At 57.7% G+C, this 20604-nt stretch carries 16 protein-coding genes; 6 read left to right on the top strand and 10 right to left on the bottom strand.

Annotation, left to right across the window (positions count from 1 at the left end; all coding sequences use genetic code 11):
• Window positions 1-265: 265 nt before the first annotated feature.
• Window positions 266-1153: a CDP-diacylglycerol--serine O-phosphatidyltransferase gene (pssA, locus tag FRH_RS02925; protein ID WP_219861797.1), complete on the bottom strand. Its 888-nt coding sequence runs from the start codon at window positions 1151-1153 to the stop codon at window positions 266-268.
• A gap of 146 nt (window positions 1154-1299) precedes the next feature.
• Window positions 1300-2316 carry a ketol-acid reductoisomerase gene (ilvC, locus tag FRH_RS02930; protein ID WP_153843120.1) on the bottom strand — a complete coding sequence of 339 codons (1017 nt, stop codon included), beginning with the start codon at window positions 2314-2316 and terminating at the stop codon, window positions 1300-1302.
• Between the two features lie 196 nt (window positions 2317-2512).
• On the opposite strand from ilvC, the gene ilvY reads away from it, so the two are divergent.
• Window positions 2513-3400: an HTH-type transcriptional activator IlvY gene (gene ilvY / locus FRH_RS02935; RefSeq protein WP_281997704.1), complete on the top strand. Its 888-nt coding sequence runs from the start codon at window positions 2513-2515 to the stop codon at window positions 3398-3400.
• A 70-nt stretch (window positions 3401-3470) separates the two neighbouring features.
• Here ilvY and ilvN read toward each other — a convergent pair whose 3' ends face one another.
• The 5 genes from ilvN to rluD all read right to left on the bottom strand — a co-directional run bounded on the left by ilvN (window position 3471) and on the right by rluD (window position 10610).
• A complete protein-coding gene (gene ilvN / locus FRH_RS02940) occupies window positions 3471-3962 on the bottom strand; it encodes an acetolactate synthase small subunit (protein WP_030074339.1) in 492 nt (163 codons plus the stop codon).
• Window positions 3962-5686, bottom strand: coding sequence for an acetolactate synthase 3 large subunit (locus tag FRH_RS02945; RefSeq protein WP_139525682.1), 1725 nt, complete (start codon window positions 5684-5686; stop codon window positions 3962-3964). Before FRH_RS02945 ends, ilvN begins: the two co-directional genes overlap by 1 nt.
• A 505-nt stretch (window positions 5687-6191) precedes the next feature.
• Window positions 6192-8771, bottom strand: a complete 2580-nt coding sequence (gene clpB, locus FRH_RS02950; protein WP_219861801.1) for an ATP-dependent chaperone ClpB — start codon at window positions 8769-8771, stop codon at window positions 6192-6194.
• Window positions 8772-8898: 127 nt separating this feature from the next.
• Window positions 8899-9654 carry a peptidoglycan editing factor PgeF gene (gene pgeF, locus FRH_RS02955; RefSeq protein WP_139525684.1) on the bottom strand — a complete coding sequence of 252 codons (756 nt, stop codon included), beginning with the start codon at window positions 9652-9654 and terminating at the stop codon, window positions 8899-8901.
• Entirely contained in the window at window positions 9651-10610 is a 960-nt protein-coding gene (gene rluD / locus FRH_RS02960) for a 23S rRNA pseudouridine(1911/1915/1917) synthase RluD (protein ID WP_139525685.1), read from the bottom strand. The genes pgeF and rluD overlap by 4 nt, the downstream gene beginning before the upstream one ends.
• Before the next feature lie 194 nt (window positions 10611-10804).
• Here rluD and FRH_RS02965 point away from each other — a divergent pair, with 194 nt between their 5' ends.
• From FRH_RS02965 to FRH_RS02975, 3 genes are all read left to right on the top strand, one after another.
• Window positions 10805-11617 carry an outer membrane protein assembly factor BamD gene (locus tag FRH_RS02965; RefSeq protein WP_281997705.1) on the top strand — a complete coding sequence of 271 codons (813 nt, stop codon included), beginning with the start codon at window positions 10805-10807 and terminating at the stop codon, window positions 11615-11617.
• A gap of 198 nt (window positions 11618-11815) precedes the next feature.
• A complete protein-coding gene (locus tag FRH_RS02970) occupies window positions 11816-13531 on the top strand; it encodes a methyl-accepting chemotaxis protein (protein ID WP_281997706.1) in 1716 nt (571 codons plus the stop codon).
• Between the two features lie 81 nt (window positions 13532-13612).
• The gene (locus tag FRH_RS02975; RefSeq protein WP_281997707.1) at window positions 13613-15769 is read left to right on the top strand and encodes a GGDEF domain-containing phosphodiesterase; all 2157 of its coding nucleotides are present in this window, start codon (window positions 13613-13615) and stop codon (window positions 15767-15769) included.
• Window positions 15770-15798: 29 nt separating this feature from the next.
• Here the strand turns inward: FRH_RS02975 and FRH_RS02980 are convergent, their stop codons facing one another.
• Complete coding sequence (locus FRH_RS02980; protein ID WP_281998146.1) at window positions 15799-17433, bottom strand: NAD+ synthase; 1635 nt, start codon at window positions 17431-17433, stop codon at window positions 15799-15801.
• 143 nt (window positions 17434-17576) lie between these two features.
• On the opposite strand from FRH_RS02980, the gene FRH_RS02985 reads away from it, so the two are divergent.
• Window positions 17577-17837: a PP0621 family protein gene (locus FRH_RS02985; RefSeq protein WP_139525689.1), complete on the top strand. Its 261-nt coding sequence runs from the start codon at window positions 17577-17579 to the stop codon at window positions 17835-17837.
• 3 nt (window positions 17838-17840) lie between these two features.
• Here FRH_RS02985 and thiO read toward each other — a convergent pair whose 3' ends face one another.
• Entirely contained in the window at window positions 17841-18944 is a 1104-nt protein-coding gene (thiO, locus tag FRH_RS02990; RefSeq protein WP_139525690.1) for a glycine oxidase ThiO, read from the bottom strand.
• Window positions 18945-19059: 115 nt separating this feature from the next.
• On the opposite strand from thiO, the gene FRH_RS02995 reads away from it, so the two are divergent.
• On the top strand, window positions 19060-19587 hold the full coding sequence (locus FRH_RS02995; RefSeq protein WP_239285549.1) for a GspH/FimT family pseudopilin: 528 nt from the start codon (window positions 19060-19062) through the stop codon (window positions 19585-19587).
• A gap of 38 nt (window positions 19588-19625) precedes the next feature.
• Here the strand turns inward: FRH_RS02995 and trxB are convergent, their stop codons facing one another.
• Window positions 19626-20576, bottom strand: coding sequence for a thioredoxin-disulfide reductase (gene trxB / locus FRH_RS03000; RefSeq protein ID WP_239285551.1), 951 nt, complete (start codon window positions 20574-20576; stop codon window positions 19626-19628).
• Window positions 20577-20604 lie beyond the last annotated feature (28 nt).

Raw genomic sequence — 20604 nt, forward strand, 5'->3', positions numbered from 1 at the left:
CTGCGGCGGGCTCGATGACCTGACCCGTGTTGCCTCAGCGAGGAAGGCGTATTTTACGCATTCCGTGGCGTTTGTCAACCGCTGTTTTCAGCGGGCGAAGCGAGCGATCTGACCAACCTACCACAGAGCTCTAACTTCCTGACAAACAAGAGGTTTTCCAACCTCATTACCGCTGGTAACGCTGTGCGTCCCCGGCAGCGGATGCGTACTTTACGGATTCGACGCCGGGTTGGCAAGGGCTAATGTGAAAAAGTTTTAAAAACGTTCAGCGTTTGGGTTTTGCCTTACGCATGACGGCCAAGATGGGCCCTGAACACACGTAAGCCGCAAACAGCAGCAGCAGCATGACCGACGGCTCGACGGAGATCATTACGAACCCCAGCACGACCGCCAACAGTACCACGAAAGGCACGGGCTTCTTGAAGTCCAAGTCCTTGAAACTGTAGTAACGGATGTTACTCACCATCAAGATCCCTGCCGCTCCAACGACAACGAGCATCAGCAGCTTGAAGCCAAAGGCATCGGCATCGAAGCTGTGAAACGTCCATACGCTAGCGGCCACTAACGCCGCCGCCGATGGGCTAGGCAAGCCGATGAACCATTTTTTATCGACACTGCCGATTTGCACGTTGAAACGCGCCAAGCGCAGCGCAGCGCAGGCGACATAAAGAAAAGCGACCACCCAACCTGTTTTTCCAATATCTTGGAGAATCCAGGTGAAGGCGACCAGTGCCGGCGCCATACCGAACGAGATCATATCGGCCAAACTGTCGTATTCAGCACCGAACTCACTCTGGGTATTGGTCATACGCGCCACGCGACCATCCAGACCGTCCAGCACCATAGCAATGAAAATGGCGACGGCTGCCGAGGTGAACTCACCGTTGATACCGGCCACGACGGCAAAAAAACCGGAAAAGAGCGCAGAAGTCGTGAACAGGTTGGGCAGTAGATAGATCCCTTTACGGCGAATCTTTTTACCATCTTCGACGGCTTCTTCCACGACCTCGGTTTCTCGCAAAAACGCGGCGGCAAGATCTTCATTGCCGACGTCTTCGTCTTTGGCAGACGAAGACGGAAAGGTGTCATCGGCAGCCGACGTCTCGGAAGGCTGCGTGCTGCCGTGCTTTTGGTCGCGAGCATCCTGGGTCATAAGCATCATCCATTTGAAGTGAATTCACACGAAAAGGGTTCTCTTCTCATTCTACACGGTGACGCCCAGGCGACCAGCCAATTGCCCTAGACAACGAAAAACGCCCCGAAGCAGCGCTTCGGGGCGTGGATAACGCTATACGTCGTTTAGTTCTTGGACTTATCGACGAGCTGGTTAGCAGCAATCCACGGCATCATGCCGCGCAGCTTGGCACCGACCTGCTCGATCTCGTGTTCCGCATTCAGGCGACGACGAGCCGTCATGGACGGATAGTTGGTGTTGCCTTCCTGAATGAACATTTTGGCGTATTCACCGGTTTGGATACGCTTAAGAGCATTACGCATCGCCGCGCGAGACTCATCGTTGATGACCTCAGGCCCCGTCACGTACTCACCATACTCGGCATTGTTGGAGATGGAGTAATTCATGTTGGCGATGCCGCCTTCGTACATCAGGTCGACAATGAGCTTGAGCTCATGCAGACACTCGAAGTAAGCCATTTCCGGGGCATAACCGGCTTCGGTCAGCGTCTCGAAGCCCGCTTTCACCAGTTCGACCGCACCGCCACACAGGACCGCTTGTTCACCGAACAGGTCGGTTTCGGTCTCGTCTTTGAAGGTCGTTTCGATGATACCGCTACGGCCACCGCCGACACCGGCCGCATAGGAGAGTGCCAGTTCTTTGGCGCTGCCTGACGCGTCTTGGTGAATAGCGATCAGATCCGGAATACCACCGCCCTTGACGAACTCGGAGCGAACGGTGTGGCCCGGCGCTTTCGGCGCGATCATGATCACGTCGAGGTCTTTGCGCGGCTCGATCTGGTTGTAGTGAATGTTGAAGCCGTGGGCGAACGCCAGGGTTGCGCCTTCTTTCAGGTTCGGCTCGACTTCCTGCTCGTAGATCGCCTTTTGGTTTTCGTCCGGCGCCAGAATCATGACGAGGTCAGCGGTTTTACACGCTTCCGGTACGCTGGCGACTTTCAAGCCAGCCGCTTCGGCTTTTGCTGCAGACGAGGAGCCTTTGCGCAGGGCAACGGTGACGTCGACGCCCGACTCTTTCAGGTTGTTAGCATGCGCATGGCCTTGCGAGCCATAACCCACGATGGTGACTTTCTTAGCCTGAATGAGAGAAAGGTCACAATCTTTATCGTAATAAACGTGCATGGCGAAACTCCAGAAGTCGATGAAACCGAAAGTTTTTATTGCGTATGTGTCAGCGTTGATGGCCACCCGTGCCGTCTTTTGCAGCACTAGGATTTGGCGTTGAAGCCACTCTACGCCAGCGCAGCTATTGCGTAAAACGCTATGTTTGCAACATACTATTTCATATTATGAAATATCGTTCAGTCCAAAGGCTCTCATGGATTTCCGCTTACTCAGGCATGTCACCATCCTGGCCGATACGCTGCATTTTGGCCGCGCTAGCGAGCTTTGCCATATCAGCCCTTCGACGCTGAGCCGCTCCATCCAACAGGTGGAGAGCGAGCTCGGTACGCGCCTGTTTGAACGGGACAACCGCCATGTAACGCTCACTCCTCAAGGCATCACCTTCCAACGCTATGCCAAGGAGACGCTCGAGCAGTGGGAAACGCAAAAGCGCACACTGGCGGCGACGACGGAGCAGCTCAGCGGCGAGATCAGCATTTACTGCTCCGTCACCGCAAGCTATAGCTTCCTCTATGAACTGCTCAGCGATGTGCGCACCCGCCACCCCGGCATCGAGCTCAAGCTTCATACCGGCGACCCCGCCGATGCGATGTCCCGGGTACTGGAAGGCGCTGATGACATGGCGATCACGCCGCGACCGCGCATCCCGCCCAGCGCACTGGCCTTCAAGTCGCTGACCCGCTCACCGCTGCTATTCATTGCGCCTACCGACGCGCATGCGTGGCTGCCACCGCAGCCGGACAGCTCCACCGCCGAGCAGTGGCAGCACGTGCCGATGATCTTGTCAGAAGCCGGTCTCTCTAGGGAGTACGCCAACACGTGGTTCAAGGCCATGGGCATTACCCCACGGATTTATGCCCAGGTCGCGGGGCACGAAGCCATCGTCAGCATGGTCGGGCTTGGGTTTGGTGTGGGCGTGGTGCCCAAGATCGTTTTGGACAATAGCCCACTGGCAGAGCGCGTGCAGATACTCAATGTCAAACCCGAGCTCCCCCACTACGACGTTGGCCTCTGCGTACTGAACCGGCGGCTCAAAAATCCGATGATCGACGCGTTTTGGACGGCGGTGATCCCACGCTGAGGCGCCCCTTACGCACGAAAAAGCCGCCCGGCGAAGGGCGGCTTTGAACGTTGCAGCGTTGAGTCGCGATTTAAAGCGACAGGACTTTATCGCCCCGTGCAATACCCGACACCCCTGTACGTGCTACTTCGAGAATGCCCACGGGTGCCATAGCCTGCAGGAAAGCGTCCAGTTTCGACGCGTCGCCAGTGATCTGTACGGTGTACAGGCTGGGCGTGACGTCGACGATCTGCGCGCGAAAGATATCCACCGTGCGCTTGACTTCATCGCGGGCGGCACCGAGTGCTTTCACCTTCACCAGCATCAGCTCGCGCTCGATGTGGTTGCCTTCGGTGAGGTCCACCAGCTTCACCACATCGATCAACTTGTTGAGGTGCTTGGTGATCTGCTCGATCACTCGGTCGTCGCCCACCGTGGTGACCGTCAGGCGTGACAGCGACGGATCTTCCGTCGGCGCTACGTTCAACGTTTCGATGTTGAAGTTACGCTGGGAGAAAAGCCCGACCACACGCGACAGCGCACCCGGTTCGTTTTCCATCAGAATCGAGATGATATGACGCATCAGGTACGCTCCGTTTTGGACAGCAGCATGTCACGCATAGCACCCAACGGTACCTGCATCGGATAGACGTGCTCATGGGGATCGACCTTGACGTCCAGGAAGACCAGCTCATGCTTGTCGGCAAAGGCACGTTCCAGCGCCGGTTCCAACTCGTCTAGCGTCGTAACGGTGATCGCGGTGAACCCGTACGCCTCTATCAGCATATGAAAGTCGGGTAGCGACTCCATGTAGGAGTGCGCATGGCGGGACTTGTAGTTCAAATCTTGCCACTGGCGCACCATGCCGAGCGATGCGTTATTCAGGTTGACGATCTTGACGCCCACGCCGTACTGCTTACAGGTGGAGAGTTCCTGCATCATCATCTGGAAACTGCCTTCGCCGGTAACGCACACCACATCGTCGTCCGGGAAGTTTTGCTTGATCCCCATGGCCGCCGGGAAGCCAAAGCCCATGGTTCCCAAGCCACCGGAGGTAATCAGGCGGTTGGGCTTATCAAACTTGTAATACTGCGCGGCAAACATCTGATGCTGACCTACGTCGGTGGTGACGTAGGCTTCGCCACGGGTGACGCGGCACAGCGCCTCGATAACTTCTTGCGGCTTCAGCGCCTCGCCAGCCTTGGAAGGCTCGTAGAGCTTACCTTCACGCTCGGCCCGCCAGCCGTCAATCTTCTGCCACCAGTCGGTCAACGCGTCAGGATGCGCAATGGCATTGCCCTGCACTAGGCTAATCATTTCGTTGATGACGCTGGAGGCCGGGCCGACGATCGGCACGTCAGCACGCACGGTCTTGGAGACCGAACTGGGATCGACGTCGACGTGAATGATTTTCGCCGTCGGGCAGAACTTCGACGTATTGTTGGTTACCCGGTCATCAAAACGCGCGCCAATGGCAATGATCAAATCGGCGTGGTGCATGGCCATGTTGGACTCGTAGGAGCCGTGCATCCCCAGCCACCCCAAACACTGGCGGTCACTTTGCGGATACGCGCCGATGCCCATCAGCGTGGTGGTAATGGGGAAACCCAGCTGCTTCACCAAATCGGTCAAGCCTTCGCTGGCCTTGCCGGTCACCACGCCACCGCCGGTGTAGAATACGGGGCGCTTGGCCTTCAGCATCATTTCGACGGCTTTTTTGATCTGTCCCGTATGGCCACGGGTCACCGGGTTATACGAGCGCAGCTTGACCTTTTTCGGGTACACGTACTCGTAGCGCTCGGTAGGAGCGGTCATGTCCTTAGGAATGTCGACGACCACCGGGCCAGGACGGCCGGTCGATGCCAAATAGAAGGCTTTTTTCAGCACTTCCGGGATCTCGGACGGATGACGAATCGAGAAGCTGTGCTTCACGATGGGGCGCGTGACGCCGACGATATCGGTTTCCTGGAAGGCGTCGTCACCGATCAGGTGGCTCATGACCTGCCCACACAGCACCACCATGGGAATGGAGTCCATGTAGGCAGTCGCAATGCCCGTCACCGCGTTTGTCGCGCCGGGGCCCGAGGTCACCAGCACCACGCCGGGCTTGCCGGAGGCACGGGCATAGCCATCGGCCGCGTGAGTGGCCGCCTGTTCGTGACGTACGAGAATGTGCTTCACTTTGTCTTGGCGGAACAGCGCGTCATAAATATGCAGCGCCGCACCACCGGGATAACCATAAATGTACTCGACGCCCTCATCTTGCAAGAAGCGGGCGATCATATCTGCGCCGGAAAGCAGTTCCACTGTGTTTCTCCCCTGGAGGTCTCGAGTGCGATCCGCAGGGCATCCTGCGGGGTCGAGTGCGGCGGTATGCCGCTGCCGGCCCATGCCGGCACCTGATGCCAAACCCTGGCAATATGGCCCGGTTAGGGCCTGCACTCTCATCGGGAACGCTCATTGATGGCAACCATAAAGAGCGTCTCCCTTACACGGCGGTTTACCGTGTCGGGGCGTTGGCCAGGTCAGGCGGTTAGCCCAAGCCCGGAAGTCCTTCGGCGGGTAAAGGCGTGAGCCTACCCTTCGCGCGGGGATGAGGGGTTGCCCGTTGGTTCCGCGCCCGCAAATCAGGAACCCACAAGATTCCATTAGCACCCTTAGCCTGTCAACCTCAGAACCGACCAAACGCAACAAAGGTCGCAGTCAGCGCAAAAAAATGCCCCGTCCGCGACGCTGACGGGGCATTTGCCCTATTTCATTGCGCAATATCCGCACGACATTGCGCTAAATCCGACTCTTCGAGAAGGTAAGATTAGTTAAACACCAACTTTCCTTCTTCTGCACTGATGTGAATGGTCGTGCCGGGAAGATACTTGCCTGCGAGCAGATCCTGCGCCAGCGGATTTTCGATACGGCTCTGAATAGCACGCTTGAGTGGCCGTGCCCCAAACACAGGGTCGAAGCCCACCACCGCGAGTTGCGCCATGGCATCGTCGCTCAATTCCAGACGCAGATCGTGCTCCGCAAGCCGTGCCTTCAAGCGCTCCAATTGAATGCCAGCGATGGCCTGAATCTGCTCCTGACCAAGGGCGTGGAACACCACCACCTCATCGATCCGGTTGATCAGCTCAGGGCGAAAATGGTTACCCACGACCTCCATCACCGCATTTTTCATCAGCTCATAGTCGTTATCATCCCCGCCCATGCGCTGGATGATGTCCGAGCCCATGTTGGAGGTCATGACGATCACCGTGTTACGAAAGTCGACGGTGCGCCCCTGGCCATCGGTCAAACGTCCATCTTCCAGCACTTGCAGCAGAATGTTGAACACATCCGGGTGTGCTTTTTCCACCTCGTCCAGCAGCAGCACCGAGTAAGGCTTGCGGCGAACGGCCTCGGTCAAGTAGCCGCCCTCTTCGTACCCCACGTAGCCGGGAGGCGCGCCGATCAGGCGGGCCACGGAATGCTTCTCCATGAATTCCGACATGTCGATGCGCACCATGGCTTCTTCGGTGTCGAACAAGAAGTTGGCCAACGACTTGCACAGCTCGGTCTTGCCCACACCGGTTGGACCGAGAAACAGGAATGAGCCGTTGGGGCGGTTGGGGTCGGCAAGACCCGCCCGGGAACGGCGTACTGCGTTGGCGACGGCCTCGACCGCCTCGTTCTGGCCGATGACGCGCTCGTGCAGGGCCTCTTCCATGCGCAGCAGTTTATCCCGCTCGCCCTCCAGCATTTTGGATACGGGAATGCCCGTCCAGCGCGAGACCACCTCTGCGATTTCCTCTTCCGTGACGTTGGAGCGCAACAGCTGATGGCTGGCAGTATCGGCTTCGCCTTCTCCTGCTTCGCTGATCTTTTTCTCCAGCTCGGGAATCTTGCCGTACTGGATTTCCGACATGCGGCCCAAATCACCCTGACGACGCGCCTGCTCAAGATCGATACGCGCTTGCTCGAGCTCCGCTTTGAACTGCGCGGCGCCTTGAATGCTGGCTTTTTCCGCCTTCCAGATCTCATCTAGGTCAGCGTAGTCACGCTCTAACTCGTGGATCTGCTGATTGAGCGCCTCCAAGCGTTTTTTGGTCGCTTCGTCGGTCTCTTTCTTGAGCGCCTCCCGCTCCATCTTGAGCTGAATGAGACGACGGTCTAAACGGTCCATCTCTTCAGGCTTGGAGTCAAGCTCCATACGAATCCGCGAGGCGGCTTCATCGATCAGGTCGATGGCCTTGTCCGGCAACTGGCGGTCGGTGATATAGCGCGTCGAGAGCTTGGCGGCCGCGATGATCGCAGAGTCGGTAATATCAACGCCATGATGCACCTCGTAGCGCTCTTTAAGGCCCCGCAAAATAGCAATGGTATCGGCCTCGGTAGGCTCGTCCACCAGCACTTTTTGGAAACGGCGTTCCAGGGCGGCGTCTTTCTCGATGTACTTGCGATACTCATCCAGCGTCGTCGCCCCCACGCAATGCAATTCGCCCCGTGCCAGCGCTGGTTTGAGCATATTGCCAGCATCCATGGCGCCATCGGCCTTTCCAGCGCCCACCATGGTATGCAACTCATCGATGAACAGGATCACTCGTCCCTCTTCTTGGGAGAGCTCTTTCAACACGGCTTTCAGGCGCTCTTCGAATTCACCGCGAAACTTGGCTCCGGCGAGCAGCGCGCCCATATCCAACGACAGCACGCGCTTCTCTTTCAAACCTTCGGGTACTTCACCGTTGACGATGCGCTGGGCCAAGCCCTCGACGATGGCGGTTTTACCTACACCAGGTTCGCCAATCAGCACCGGGTTGTTTTTGGTGCGACGCTGCAACACCTGAATCGTACGGCGGATTTCGTCGTCGCGACCGATCACAGGGTCGAGCTTGCCGTCCAGCGCGCGCTGGGTGAGGTCCAACGTGTACTTGTTGAGCGCCTCCCGCTGCTCTTCGGCATTGGGGTCATCTACCCTAGCACCACCACGCAGGCTGTCGATCGCCGCCTCTAACGTTTTATGGCTGAGTCCAGCCTCTTTCATCAGCTTGGTGATGGCACTGTTCATCTCCAGCGCAGCCAGCAGCACGAGCTCGGAGGCGATGAATTGATCGCCGCGCTTTTGCGCTTCGCGGTCGGTGAGATTGATCAGTTTGACGAAGTCACGCGATGGCTGCACTTCGCCATCGAATTGGCTGACTTTGGGTAGGTCATCCACTAGGCGCTGCAGACCGTCGCGCAGGCGTGAACTGCTGCCGTCGGCTTTCTCGATCAGCGCTTTGATGCCGGTATCTTTGGTATCGATCAGCGCCAGCAGCAGATGCGCGGGATCTAACTGGTTGTGGCCTTGGCCCACGGCGAGGGACTGCGCCTCGGCAATGGCGGCCTGTAATTTGGCGGTGAATTTATCGAATCGCATGGTGTGCCTCCTGGGGATGCCGTGCGTTTGGACCCACGGCGCTGCCCATTGACCTGTCGTTGAACGTGCTAAAGACGATTAGCTTGACAAGTAAGATGGCGTCATATCCACGCATTTCAAGTGGCGATTAATTGATCCAGATCACACTCGCCATGCGACCAGTGTTGCCGTTGTCACGGCGATAGGAGTAAAAGCGCGATTCGCAGGCGGTGCAGAAGTGTCCGCCGCTAATGTGGTGGATGCCCAGTGCTTCTAGGCGAAAACGGGCCAGCCGATACAGATCGGCCATATAGTGGCCTAGCCGGTACGGGCTGTGGTCGAACGCGTCGGCCGTGTCTGGATGTACAGCCACGAAAGCGCCATACACTTCGGGTCCCACCTCGAACTGCGCATTCGAGATGGCCGGCCCCAACCACACCAGGATATCGTCCGGGTCGCAATTCATGGCGGCGATGGTGGCTTCCAACACGCCACCGGCCAGCCCACGCCAGCCCGCATGCGCAACCGCCACCTGCGTTCCTTGACGATTGCAAAACAGCACTGGCAAACAGTCGGCGGTGAGAACGACACAGGCGTACTCGCTGCTGCTGGCAAGCGCTGCATCTGCATCAGGTGTGTTGCTTTGGTATTCCTGCTGCACCCGCGCACCATGCGTTTGGTTAAGCCACAGTAGCGGGCGTTCATCGCCGATCTCTTTGTGTAGCAACCGTCGGCACAGTGCAACATGGTCGGCATTGTCCCCAACGTGAGCGGCCGGATTGAACGCCGCAAAGTCATTCTGACTCGGCCCCGTTTCACGCGTGGTCACAAAGGCTCGCACGTTGGCGGGCGCTGGCCAGTCCGGCAGCAGAAGCGTCGGGCGCAGATCTATGGCATCGCTCATCGCATGGTCTCGCTATCGTCGCGCAGGTAGTCCAACAACATTAGTAGATCATCGGGCAGATCGGCTTGAAAAGTAAGGGTTTCACCACTAACGGGGTGCACGAAGCTGAGCTTTCGGGCATGCAGCGCCTGACGGGGGAATTCGCGCAAAATCTCTTTCAACGGCCCAGCGGCCCCCGGTGGGAGCTTGGCACGGCCGCTGTAGAGCGGGTCGCCAATCAAAGGATAGCGAGCGTGGGCCATGTGCACGCGAATCTGGTGAGTGCGGCCGGTTTCTAGCTGGCAGCGCACGTGGGTATGAGCACGAAAACGCTCGACCACGCGAAAATGCGTCACGGCGGGCTTGCCGGACGCCGTCACGGCCTGGCGCTTGCGGTCTTTCGGGTGCCTGCCAATCGGCGCATCGATGGTGCTACCCGCCACGGGCTTACCGATCACGATGGCATCGTACTGACGCGACACGGTACGGGCTTGCAACTGCTCGACTAGCGCTGTTTGCGCGGGCAAGGTCTTAGCGACCATCATCAGGCCGGTCGTGTCTTTATCCAAGCGGTGGACGATGCCTGCCCGGGGCACTTCGGCCAACGCCGGGTGATGATGCAGCAGGGCATTGAGCAAGGTGCCATCCGGGTTGCCCGCCGCCGGGTGCACGACCATGCCCGCCGCCTTATTGATGACGATGACGTCCTCGTCTTCGTAGACGATGTCCAGCGCGATGTCCTGGGGCTCGAAACGCGTGTCCTCCTCGATGGTCGCATTGAGCGTGAGCACTTCGTGGCCATGCAGTTTGGCTTTCGGCTTGACCTTGACCCCATCGACGGTGAGTTCACCGGCGTTGATCCACGCTTTCAAACGCTCGCGGGAGTAATCACTGAACAACTCCGCTGCTGCTTGGTCCAAGCGCGCACCAGCTAACGTTGCGGGCACCCGCTGCGTGGCTTCAACAATACGAGACATGAATAACCTCTCTAAGACGCTAACCGCCCAATCGAACCACCTGAGATGCGCGACTCACCGCTACGACGTGTCGCTAAGCCTGCGTTTTGCGTCTAGGTGTTTTATAGTGGGCTCACTGCGACCTATTCTACCATTTCTACTTATGGCCATCGTCGCTTTTCGGTGATTGAGGCTTGTTTGCAACGAGGATGATGATGCGCGTTTTTTCCGCTGCCCACCGCTTTGGCGCCCTAGCCTTGAGCCTTGCCCTTCTCGCAGGCTGCGCCAGCAACGACACGACCCCGGAAGAGGAAGACGAGTTTGCGGGTGTCCAAGAGCGCGAGCTATATGAGCTGGCACGCACCGCGCTCGATAGCAACCGCTTCCCGATTGCTATCGAGCGCCTTGAAGCACTGGATACCCGTTATCCGTTTGGCCCTCACGCCGAACAGGCTCAGCTCGAACTGATTTACGCCTACTACGAAAACAGCAACTGGGAAGAGGCGCGGGCGGCTGCCAGCCGCTTCATTCGTCTACATCCCGATCATCCTCAGGTCGACTATGCCTATTACCTCCGCGGGCTAGCCGCTTGGCAGGCGGGCCGCTTCAGCCTCGAGCGCCTGCGCCTGATCGACATCTCAAAGCGTGATCTGGGAGCCTCGCGCGATGCTTACAACGATTTCCGCGAACTGATTCAGCGCTTCCCACAGAGCCAGTACGCCCCGGATGCCCAGCAACGTATCGTCTACCTGCGTGAGCTCTTAGCACGCCATGAGCTGCACGTGGCCGACTACTACCTCCGCCGCGGCGCTTTTCTAGCCGCCGTCGAGCGAGGCCGCTGGGTGATCGAAAACTACCCGGAATCCAACGCGACTCGCGATGCGCTGGCGACGATGGTCGAGGGCTACCAGGGGCTAGGGATGGAAGATCGCGCGAGCGAGGTTCTCACCGTGCTGCGTGAAAATGCACCGGATCATGAGCAACTTCGAGGTGGTCGTTTCGTGCCAAAGCATGACAACAGCGACTGACACCATTTGCTTTTCACTGACAAAAAACCACGCTTAGGCGTGGTTTTTTTGTACAAGAAGATAATTGTTTAATAACAAAATCTTAACCAAATTATAGACAAAATATCATTACAAATATTGTACATCACTAGCACTGAGCATTATGATTCTCCTGCAACCACATAATAAAGCGCCTCCACGGCGCCTAGGAGACCCTGGATGACCTCCCTAATGAAACGCTTGTCTGGAACGACAATCAGCACCCGGCTAGCCATTGGCTTCTCTATTCTGTTAGCTCTCTTGGTGCTATTGACCGTAGCGGGCATTCTTCAAGTCAATCAAATCGACCGTGATTTGACCGTCATCAACGATGTCCAAGGTGAAAAGCAAGGATTTGCCGTCGACATGCGGGGCAGCGTCCATGACCGCGCGATTGCCCTGCGCGATATCGTAATTACCGCTGGTAGCGGGCGTTTGGCCGAGCTGGAAGGTGATATACGCCAGCTAGAGGAGGCTTACCAAACAGCCACCGTCGGCATGGCACAAATCAATCAAACCTCCACGGCCTCTCCGGAAGAACAACAGATTCTCGCGAGCATTCGTGAACAAGCCGAAACGACGACCCGCTTGACCGAGCAAGTCATCGCTGCTCGTGAAGTAGGCAACGACCAGCAAGCCGAAACCCTTTTGTTGGAGCAAGCAGGTCCGGCTTATACCGAATGGCTCAATCGCATCAATCAGTTCATCGACCTACAGACACAGAATAGCGCCGCTACCACCGCATCTGCCCGCGCGACGGCTTCTGGTTTCCAGCTACAAATGCTCGGATTGACGCTCTTTGCCCTACTGATTGGCGGCCTGATTGCGGTCTTCCTATCACGTCAACTGCTGCGAGAACTCGGCGCTGAGCCCTATGAAGTGAAAGCCTTTGCTCAGGCCATTGGTCGTGGCGAACTCGCCACTCAAGGTCGGCTGAAACAAGGCGATACCCGCAGCATCATGGCCTCGCAGGTCGCCATGGCGAAGCATCTGCAGGAGATCGTGGCGCAGGTGCGCGCGTCAGCAGAAGCGGTTGCCTCGAACAGCGAACAGATTGCAGAAGGCAATAACGATCTTGCCTCACGCACGGAAGAGCAAGCCAGCGCTTTGGCAGAGACGGCCTCTGCTATGGAAGAGCTTAATAGTACGGTAAAGCAAAACGCCGATAATTCCGAGCAGGCCAGCCAAGAAGCCGCTAGCGCCTCGATAACGGCGAAGCGCGGCGGGGACGCAGTTCACCAAGTGGTCGCCACCATGAACGACCTGAATAAAAGCTCACAAGAAATAGCAGGTATCATTTCGACCATCGACTCGATCGCTTTCCAAACCAATATTCTGGCCTTGAACGCGTCGGTCGAGGCGGCGCGGGCAGGCGAACATGGGCGTGGCTTTGCCGTCGTTGCTGAAGAAGTGCGAAAGCTGGCTCAGCGCAGTGCCGACGCCGCACGCGAGATCAACAACCTCATTAGCAGCAACCTAGAGCGCGTCAATCATGGCAACGAGCGCGCTGAAGAGGCGAGCAAATCCACTGAAGAGATCGTCGAAGCCATCCAGCGCGTGACCACTATCATGCAAGAGATCAGCAACGCCAGCGCCGAACAGAGTGCCGGGGTTCAGGAAGTAGGCCAGGCGGTCACCGAAATGGACCAAGTTACGCAGCAGAACGCATCATTGGTGAATGAGAGCGCGACCGCTGCCAACAACTTACGTCAGAATGCCCACCAGTTGTTAAACGCCATGGGGGCGTTCAAACTCCCTGAGTCGGCGATGGCGCCGGCCGCTCAACATCGCGCCAACCCACCCTCGACGGCAAGCAGCTATGCTCGTCCCAAGGCCCCGTCGCTACCCGCCACACGCTCCAGCGCCCCTGCCGAGCTTGAATGGGAAAGCTTCTAAATAAAACGTCTTATCTGCCGTTAATTTTTAGAGAGGCCGTGGCATGTCCGCCACGGCCCACTGCCTTTCCCAGAGGTGACGATGAAACCCTCGCAGAGCTTGTTCATGGTGTTTCTGCTCCCCATCCTGATGGTGATTCTGCCGGTTGCACTATTGCTGGGACTGGCCACCTACATGATCAAAGAGCAGTCGCTGCAAAACTACCGGCTTCAATCCAATGATCTGGAAACCCTCGTACAAATGGCGACCTTCGATCGCCAGTTGGGAGATCTTCATCAGCGGATGAGTGAGGTTTTCAGCCGGGCGGAAGCGACCGACCTCGACACCATGCAGCGCTACGCGGAGTACGGTCGTATCAACCAAGAGCTATCGCGTATTGGGGAAAGCGTCGATCGGCTGTCCAGCTCGCCGCTGATTTTGGACTTGAGCCAGGAAAGCGCAGCTACCCTGCAGCGCGCCTTTTATGAATACCGTCGCTTCGTCAACATGGCCAACGAGGCCGCCACCCTGAATCAGGGGGATCCCGTTTTTTATTTGCAAGAAGCCCAACGTCATTTCACGACGTTCAACCTCTTTTCTCAGCAAATTTTCGAGGCGCTTACCCATCGCGCCAGTGACCGACACCGAGAGTCTTACGCCGATCTCAACCAGTCGCGCAACTCCACGCTATGGCTGGGCTTGGGTCTCTTTGCTCTGCTGATCAGTGCCGCTTTTTTGGCCGCATGGCGCATCAACCAGCGGCTCGTCACGGTGGGCGATGCCATTTTGGCGCTGTCCGACAATCGCCGAGCGCTGCCCGACTTGCAAGCGATCGAACGGTTGAGTCAACAACACAGCGGCCCGTTAAAGCGTATTGCGCTTTCACTTCTTTCTTTTCGCGATACCGAGCAGCAGAGACGAGAAGCAGAGCGCCAAGTGCATCAACTGGCTTACTACGACACGCTCACCGACCTGCCCAACTGGCGACTGATGAAAGAGCATCTACAGCACTCGTTGGAGACCAACAGTCAAACCAACACTTACGGCGCGCTGGTGTATTTGGACGTGGACGAGTTCAAACGTATCAACGATGTCATCGGCCATCGGGCGGGAGACGACCTGCTCATACAGATGGCGACGCGTCTTAAAACCTTGGAGCAGCAGGGCTGCACGATGGGCCGCCTGAGTGGCGATGAGTTCGTACTGATTGTGGATGGTTTGGATGCCGATAAGTTGAAAGCCGCCGAAAAAGCCGAGTTCTTGGCGCAGCAGATTCAGCACGCGCTGACCCAGCCTTACTGCTTGGATGGGCATCACCAGTATCTTAACGTCAGTCAAGGGCTCGTGCTGTTCAAAGGCGTCGATGATAGCGTCGATCAGCTTTTTCAATACGCTAATTCAGCCGTTCACCTCGCCAAGCGTGATGACCAGAATATGATCCGCTTTTATGACCCAGCCGTTCAAGCCCAGTTAGAAACGCGCACCGAGCTAGAGCGCGACCTGCGCCTCGCCATCGAGCGGGAAGAGTTCGTGCTGGTCTATCAAATGCAAGTAGATAGCCAAGGGCGTGCCATCGGTGCCGAAGCACTCATCCGTTGGCAGCACCCCATACAAGGCTTCGTATCGCCGGGCACGTTCATTCCTCTAGCAGAGGAGACGGGGCTCATCATTCCCATGGGCACCTGGGTACTGCATGCCGCCTGCGAACAGCTCGCCCTGTGGGAAGCGGCTGCGCATACCAAAGACCTAGTGCTGGCCGTGAACGTCAGCGCAAAACAGTTTCAGCAGCCACACTTCGTCGAGGAAGTGGCCAAGGCATTGGAACTTAGCGGTGCGTCGCCTCATAAGCTGAAACTCGAGCTCACCGAGAGCACGGTCATCGGTCAGGTGGAAGATACCATCGCCCGCATGCACCGGCTCAAGGCACTCGGCATCAGCTTTGCCATGGACGATTTTGGCACCGGCTACTCTTCCTTGCAGTATTTGAAGCGTTTGCCGCTGGACCAAATCAAAATCGATCAATCCTTCGTGCGCGACCTTCATCAGGACGCGGATGACATGGCCATTGTCGAGACAATTATTGCCATGGGGCGCTCGCTGGGCCTTAACGTCATTGCCGAGGGCGTAGAGACCATGGAGCACTGGCGATATTTGAACGAACACCAGTGCCACGCTTACCAGGGTTATTACTTCTGCAGGCCGGTGACGCCAGAAGAGATGGCCAAACAGTGCTTAGCCCCGCCCCCGGTGCTCACGTAAGCCGCCGATGCCCCATCTGAGGGCTTACGTCAATCGCCCGGCTGCCAGCCATTGACGATAGGGTAGCGGCGATCTCGCCCGAAGCCCCGCGGGGTCACTCGCACGCCTACCGGCGCCTGGCGGCGCTTGTACTCACAGCGATCCACCAGTTTGACGACCTTGTAGACATCCTCTTCCTCGAAGCCTGCAGCAATGATCGCCTCGGCACTCATGTCTCCCTCGATGTAGCGGACCAGAATGGCATCCAACACATCGTAGTCTGGGAGCGAATCGCTATCCTGCTGGTCGGGCGCAAGTTCGGCGCTGGGTGGACGCTCGATCACGCGCTCGGGAATGGCCGGCGACTGGGTATTGCGCCAGCGCGCCAGGCGGTATACCCAGGTTTTATAGACATCTTTGATGGCGTTGTAGCCCCCCACCATATCGCCATACAGCGTGGCATAGCCGACGGCCATTTCGCTCTTGTTGCCCGTGGTCAGCACCATCAGGCCTTTCTTGTTGGAGATCGCCATGAGCAGCACGCCACGGCAACGCGACTGAAGGTTCTCTTCGGTAGTATCGCGCTCGGTGCCTGCAAAACTCTCGGCCAGCGTCCCCATGAAGGCTTCGACCATGGGCTCTATGGGCATCACGTCATAATGAACGCCCAGCAGGGTCGCCTGTTCGGCCGCATCCTGCTTGGATATATCCGCAGTGTAATGGTAAGGCATCATGACCGCTTGTACCCGCTGCGGTCCCAGCGCATCCACCGCAATGGCCAGCGAGAGCGCCGAATCGATGCCGCCAGAAAGCCCCAGCACCACGCCTTTGAAACCGCTCTTGTTGACGTAGTCACGCAGGCCGGTCACCAGCGCGCAGTAAAGGCTTTCCTCGGGTTCCATATCTGGCTCGATTTCGCCAGCCTGGGGTTCCCAGACGTTCGCACTAGTTTGCAGGAGCTGAATGGGCATTAGCCCCGCCTGCCAGTAGGGCGCCAGTACCTTGAGTTGACCGTTGGCATCGACACAGCTAGAGCCACCGTCGAACACCAACTCGTCCTGGCCACCGATGGTATTGACGTACACGACGGGCAACTGCTCGTCTTGGGCGCGCTGTTCTAGCAAGCGCAGCCGTTCGGCGGGCTTGTCTTGATGATAGGGCGAGGCGTTCAAACTGATCAATACTTCAGCCCCCGCCTCGCGCGCGGCCTTCACGGGCACACCTTCCCACAAGTCTTCGCAAATCAGTAGACCTAACTTGGCCCCTTTATGCTCGTACACCAGCGGCTCGGTGCCCGGCGTGAAGTAGCGCTGTTCATCGAACACTTGGTAATTGGGCAGCGCTTGTTTGGCGTACTCCGCCTCCCATTGGCCGTTGTAGAGCACCCCCGCCAAGTTGTAACACTTGCCTTCACGCACGCCGGGGTAACCAATGATGACCAGCACGTCGCGGGAGATTTTTTCCGCCATCGTGGCGCGCGCCTCACGCAAGCGGGTTTCCATGGAGGGACGCAACAGTAAATCTTCCGGCGGGTAGCCGGATAAAAACAGTTCAGGAAAGACGACGATATCCGCCCCATGCTCGATCCTCGCTTCACGCACCGCTTCGATGGCACGCGCGGCGTTGCCGGGAATATCGCCGACCAGCGGGTCGAGTTGGGCCATTACCAGCGTTAAGTCTTGCATGGGCGTCAAAATCTCTTGAGAATCTTCAGAATACGGTGGCATCTACCTAGTCGCTGCATTGTCCCGCAAGGCGTGCTCAGTGGCAAAGGTCATTGTTACGAATGCCATGTCGTCGCCTTTTCCCACCAGGGGAGCCATTGAGGATGAACCTATTGATCATTCGGCTAATTATCTTTGCCGCGCTGTTTTATGTAGGCCTGAAGCTTTACGGACTCTATCGCCAACGCAAGCTGGCCCATCAGCAGCAGGCACCGTCGCGCCACGAAGGCGGCAACATGGTGCGCTGCCGCTGGTGCGACGTTCACGTGCCAGAGAACGAGGCGCTACGTGACGTCGAGCAGTGGTTCTGCTGTAGCGCTCACCGTGACCGCTTCCTACAAGAGCAGGAAGACAATCGTCGCTAGCGATCATGGCCACGCCAAGCGCTCGGCCGTTGGCTGGTAAGGTGTTGGGTCCAGCAAGGGTTTGCGCCCCAGCACTTGATCGACCAGTAGATGCGTCGAAGCAGGCGCCAGCACCAAGCCATTCCGATAATGCCCGGCATTGACAAACACATTGGGAAACTCGGGCAGCGCGCCAATGAACGGTATACCTTCCGGCGAGCCGGGGCGCAGCCCCGCCCAATGGTACGCAACAGGGCAATCGGCTAACGCAGGGATAATGTTTTCCGCACTCCGCTTGAGCGATGCCAACGCCTCTTCATCGGTGGTTTTATCGAAGCCCGCCTCTTCCAAGGTAGACCCCACGAGCAGCAAACCATCGCTACGTGGAATCACGTAGCGACCATCCTTGAGCACTACGCGCTGGACTAAACCGGGCGGCGCTTGATAAGCGATCATTTGTCCTTTGACGGGCCGAACCGGCAATCGCACGTTCAGCCCGTCAAGCACGCTTGCGCTCCAGGCCCCGCCACACACGATGAACTGCTCTGCTAGCTGGTCACCTCGGCTCGTCGCAACCCCCACTACGCGGCCTTGACGCTGCAGAAAACCTTCGACACGACACGCCTCGATCAGCGTCACGTGAGACAGGGCAGCCAAACGAGCGCGCAGCGCCTGGCCCAAGCGCGGGTTGCGCACGCTGCCTAGTGTGGGCATCCAGAGCGCACTGCCTTCGGGAGTAGCGGCTTCAGGCTCTTTATGATGAACGAAATCGGCGTTGACCCGCTCTAGCGGCTTGCCGAGTTGTCGCGCCCAGTGCAAGGCCGCCTCGTCATCGTCCACATTCAAGTAGAGCAAGCCCTTTTGCCGATACTCCGGGTCGATACCGGTCTCTTCCAACAAGCGCAGGGCTAGCGTGGGATAGGCGCCCTCTGACCAGCGCGACAGCTGAGACACCGGCTCACCATAACGCCAGGGATAGAGCGGCGAAACGATCCCGCCGCCTGCCCAGGATGCCTCTTTTCCGCAAGTTCCGCGCTCGATGAGCGTGACCCGCTGACCAGCGTCCGCTAGCTGAAGTGCCGTCATCATTCCGATCACGCCACCTCCTAAAATTAAGAGATTGCTCACAACGTTTGTCCGTTTTGGCTTACATAAAAAGTGCGCGGTGCCCCCTAGGATCAACAAGATCACGCAACGTTAACCAGCGCAACGAGCATCAAGCTCGTCGACAGGGGGTCAAGCGATGAAATGCGGTGGCACGCACGGGCAGCACTCGTCCTATCAGCGGGGGTTTACACTCATCGAGATGTTGGTGGCGATGCTGTTGATGACCGCCATGATAGCGTGGCTGACACCAAGCGTTCAGGCACTGAGTCACCACAGCCTTCTCAATAGCGAAGTAAGCCGCCTGCGCTCTGCGTTTGCCCTGGCCAGACATACGGCCATTTCACAACGTACGAAGGTGACCGTGTGTCCGGCAAGCGCAAACCTCACCACCTGTGCGTCGACGTGGGGCGACGCACTGGTCGTCATAAAGGGAGACGTCGAGGACGGCTTTCAACCAGACGATATCCTGCGCGTCTTTCCTGGGCAGGCGGCGTCTTACACCACTTATAGCCGCGGCTGGCGACACGTTCGATATAACGTGCTGGGCCATACCAGTGGCTATAACGGCAGCTTCGCGATATGCACCACACAAGCAGAAGGAAAACGGTTGGTACTCAGCCAGTTAGGCAGGTTACGCGTGGATGAGGCACCTATCGACTGCTAAGATCGCCAACAGGTGCTCTCCTCCAGAATGCAGCTACATTAGCCAATGCCATCCAGATAGCGTTCGGCATCCAGGGCTGCCATACAGCCGCTGCCTGCCGAGGTGATCGCCTGGCGATAGATATGGTCCATCACGTCGCCACAGGCAAATACGCCCGGCACGCTCGTAGCCGTTGCATTGCCTTCACTGCCCGATGTCACTTTGATATAGCCACCGTTCATCTCCAACTGCCCTTCGAAGATGCCCGTATTGGGACTATGGCCGATGGCAATGAATAGCCCCGGCGCGTGAATCTCTTTCGTGCTGCCATCCTTGGTGGACTTGACTCTTACGCCAGTCACGCCGGTGTTATCCCCTAACACCTCCTCGACTTCGTAGAACCACTCCAGGGCAATTTTACCCGCCTCGGCTTTCTCAAAGAGCTTGTCTTGCAGGATTTTTTCCGCGCGCAGGGTATCGCGGCGATGCACCAGCGTGACCTTGGAAGCGATGTTAGACAAGTAGAGTGCTTCTTCGACCGCCGTATTGCCCCCCCCAACGACGACGACCTCTTGATTGCGGTAGAAAAAACCATCGCACGTCGCACAGGCCGACACGCCCTGCCCCATGAACTGTTGCTCGGTGGGTAAGCCCAGATAGCGTGCGCTGGCACCGGTGGCGATGATCAGCGCATCACAAGTATAGGTGCCGCTATCGCCTTTTAGGGTATAGGGTTTTTCAGCTAAGCTGACTTCATTGATATGATCGAACAGCACCTCGGTGTTGAAACGCTCGGCATGCTGCTTCATGCGCTCCATCAACGCCGGCCCCTGGACACCGTCGGCATCACCAGGCCAGTTATCCACGTCGGTCGTGGTGGTCAATTGGCCACCTGCCTGCATCCCGGTAATGAGCAGGGGCTTGAGGTTGGCACGCGCGGCATACACCGCCGCAGTGTAGCCTGCTGGGCCAGACCCAAGAATAATCAAACGTTCATGACGTGTTTCCATGACACCACCTTTGTCACAATTGAGCAGA

Source organism: Halomonas sp. A020 (assembly GCF_027943625.1).
GTDB classification, from domain to species: Bacteria; Pseudomonadota; Gammaproteobacteria; order Pseudomonadales; family Halomonadaceae; genus Vreelandella; species Vreelandella piezotolerans.

Coding starts and splice junctions, on each gene's coding strand:
- FRH_RS02975 (WP_281997707.1), top strand. CDS start 13,613: ATGAAACCCTCGCAGAGCTTGTTCATGGTGTTTCTGCTCCCCATCCTG.
- FRH_RS02970 (WP_281997706.1), top strand. CDS start 11,816: ATGACCTCCCTAATGAAACGCTTGTCTGGAACGACAATCAGCACCCGG.
- FRH_RS02995 (WP_239285549.1), top strand. CDS start 19,060: ATGAAATGCGGTGGCACGCACGGGCAGCACTCGTCCTATCAGCGGGGG.
- clpB (WP_219861801.1), bottom strand. CDS start 8,771: ATGCGATTCGATAAATTCACCGCCAAATTACAGGCCGCCATTGCCGAG.
- ilvC (WP_153843120.1), bottom strand. CDS start 2,316: ATGCACGTTTATTACGATAAAGATTGTGACCTTTCTCTCATTCAGGCT.
- FRH_RS02965 (WP_281997705.1), top strand. CDS start 10,805: ATGCGCGTTTTTTCCGCTGCCCACCGCTTTGGCGCCCTAGCCTTGAGC.
- ilvY (WP_281997704.1), top strand. CDS start 2,513: ATGGATTTCCGCTTACTCAGGCATGTCACCATCCTGGCCGATACGCTG.
- trxB (WP_239285551.1), bottom strand. CDS start 20,576: ATGGAAACACGTCATGAACGTTTGATTATTCTTGGGTCTGGCCCAGCA.
- ilvN (WP_030074339.1), bottom strand. CDS start 3,962: ATGCGTCATATCATCTCGATTCTGATGGAAAACGAACCGGGTGCGCTG.
- pssA (WP_219861797.1), bottom strand. CDS start 1,153: ATGACCCAGGATGCTCGCGACCAAAAGCACGGCAGCACGCAGCCTTCC.
- pgeF (WP_139525684.1), bottom strand. CDS start 9,654: ATGAGCGATGCCATAGATCTGCGCCCGACGCTTCTGCTGCCGGACTGG.
- FRH_RS02980 (WP_281998146.1), bottom strand. CDS start 17,433: ATGCAAGACTTAACGCTGGTAATGGCCCAACTCGACCCGCTGGTCGGC.
- FRH_RS02985 (WP_139525689.1), top strand. CDS start 17,577: ATGAACCTATTGATCATTCGGCTAATTATCTTTGCCGCGCTGTTTTAT.
- rluD (WP_139525685.1), bottom strand. CDS start 10,610: ATGTCTCGTATTGTTGAAGCCACGCAGCGGGTGCCCGCAACGTTAGCT.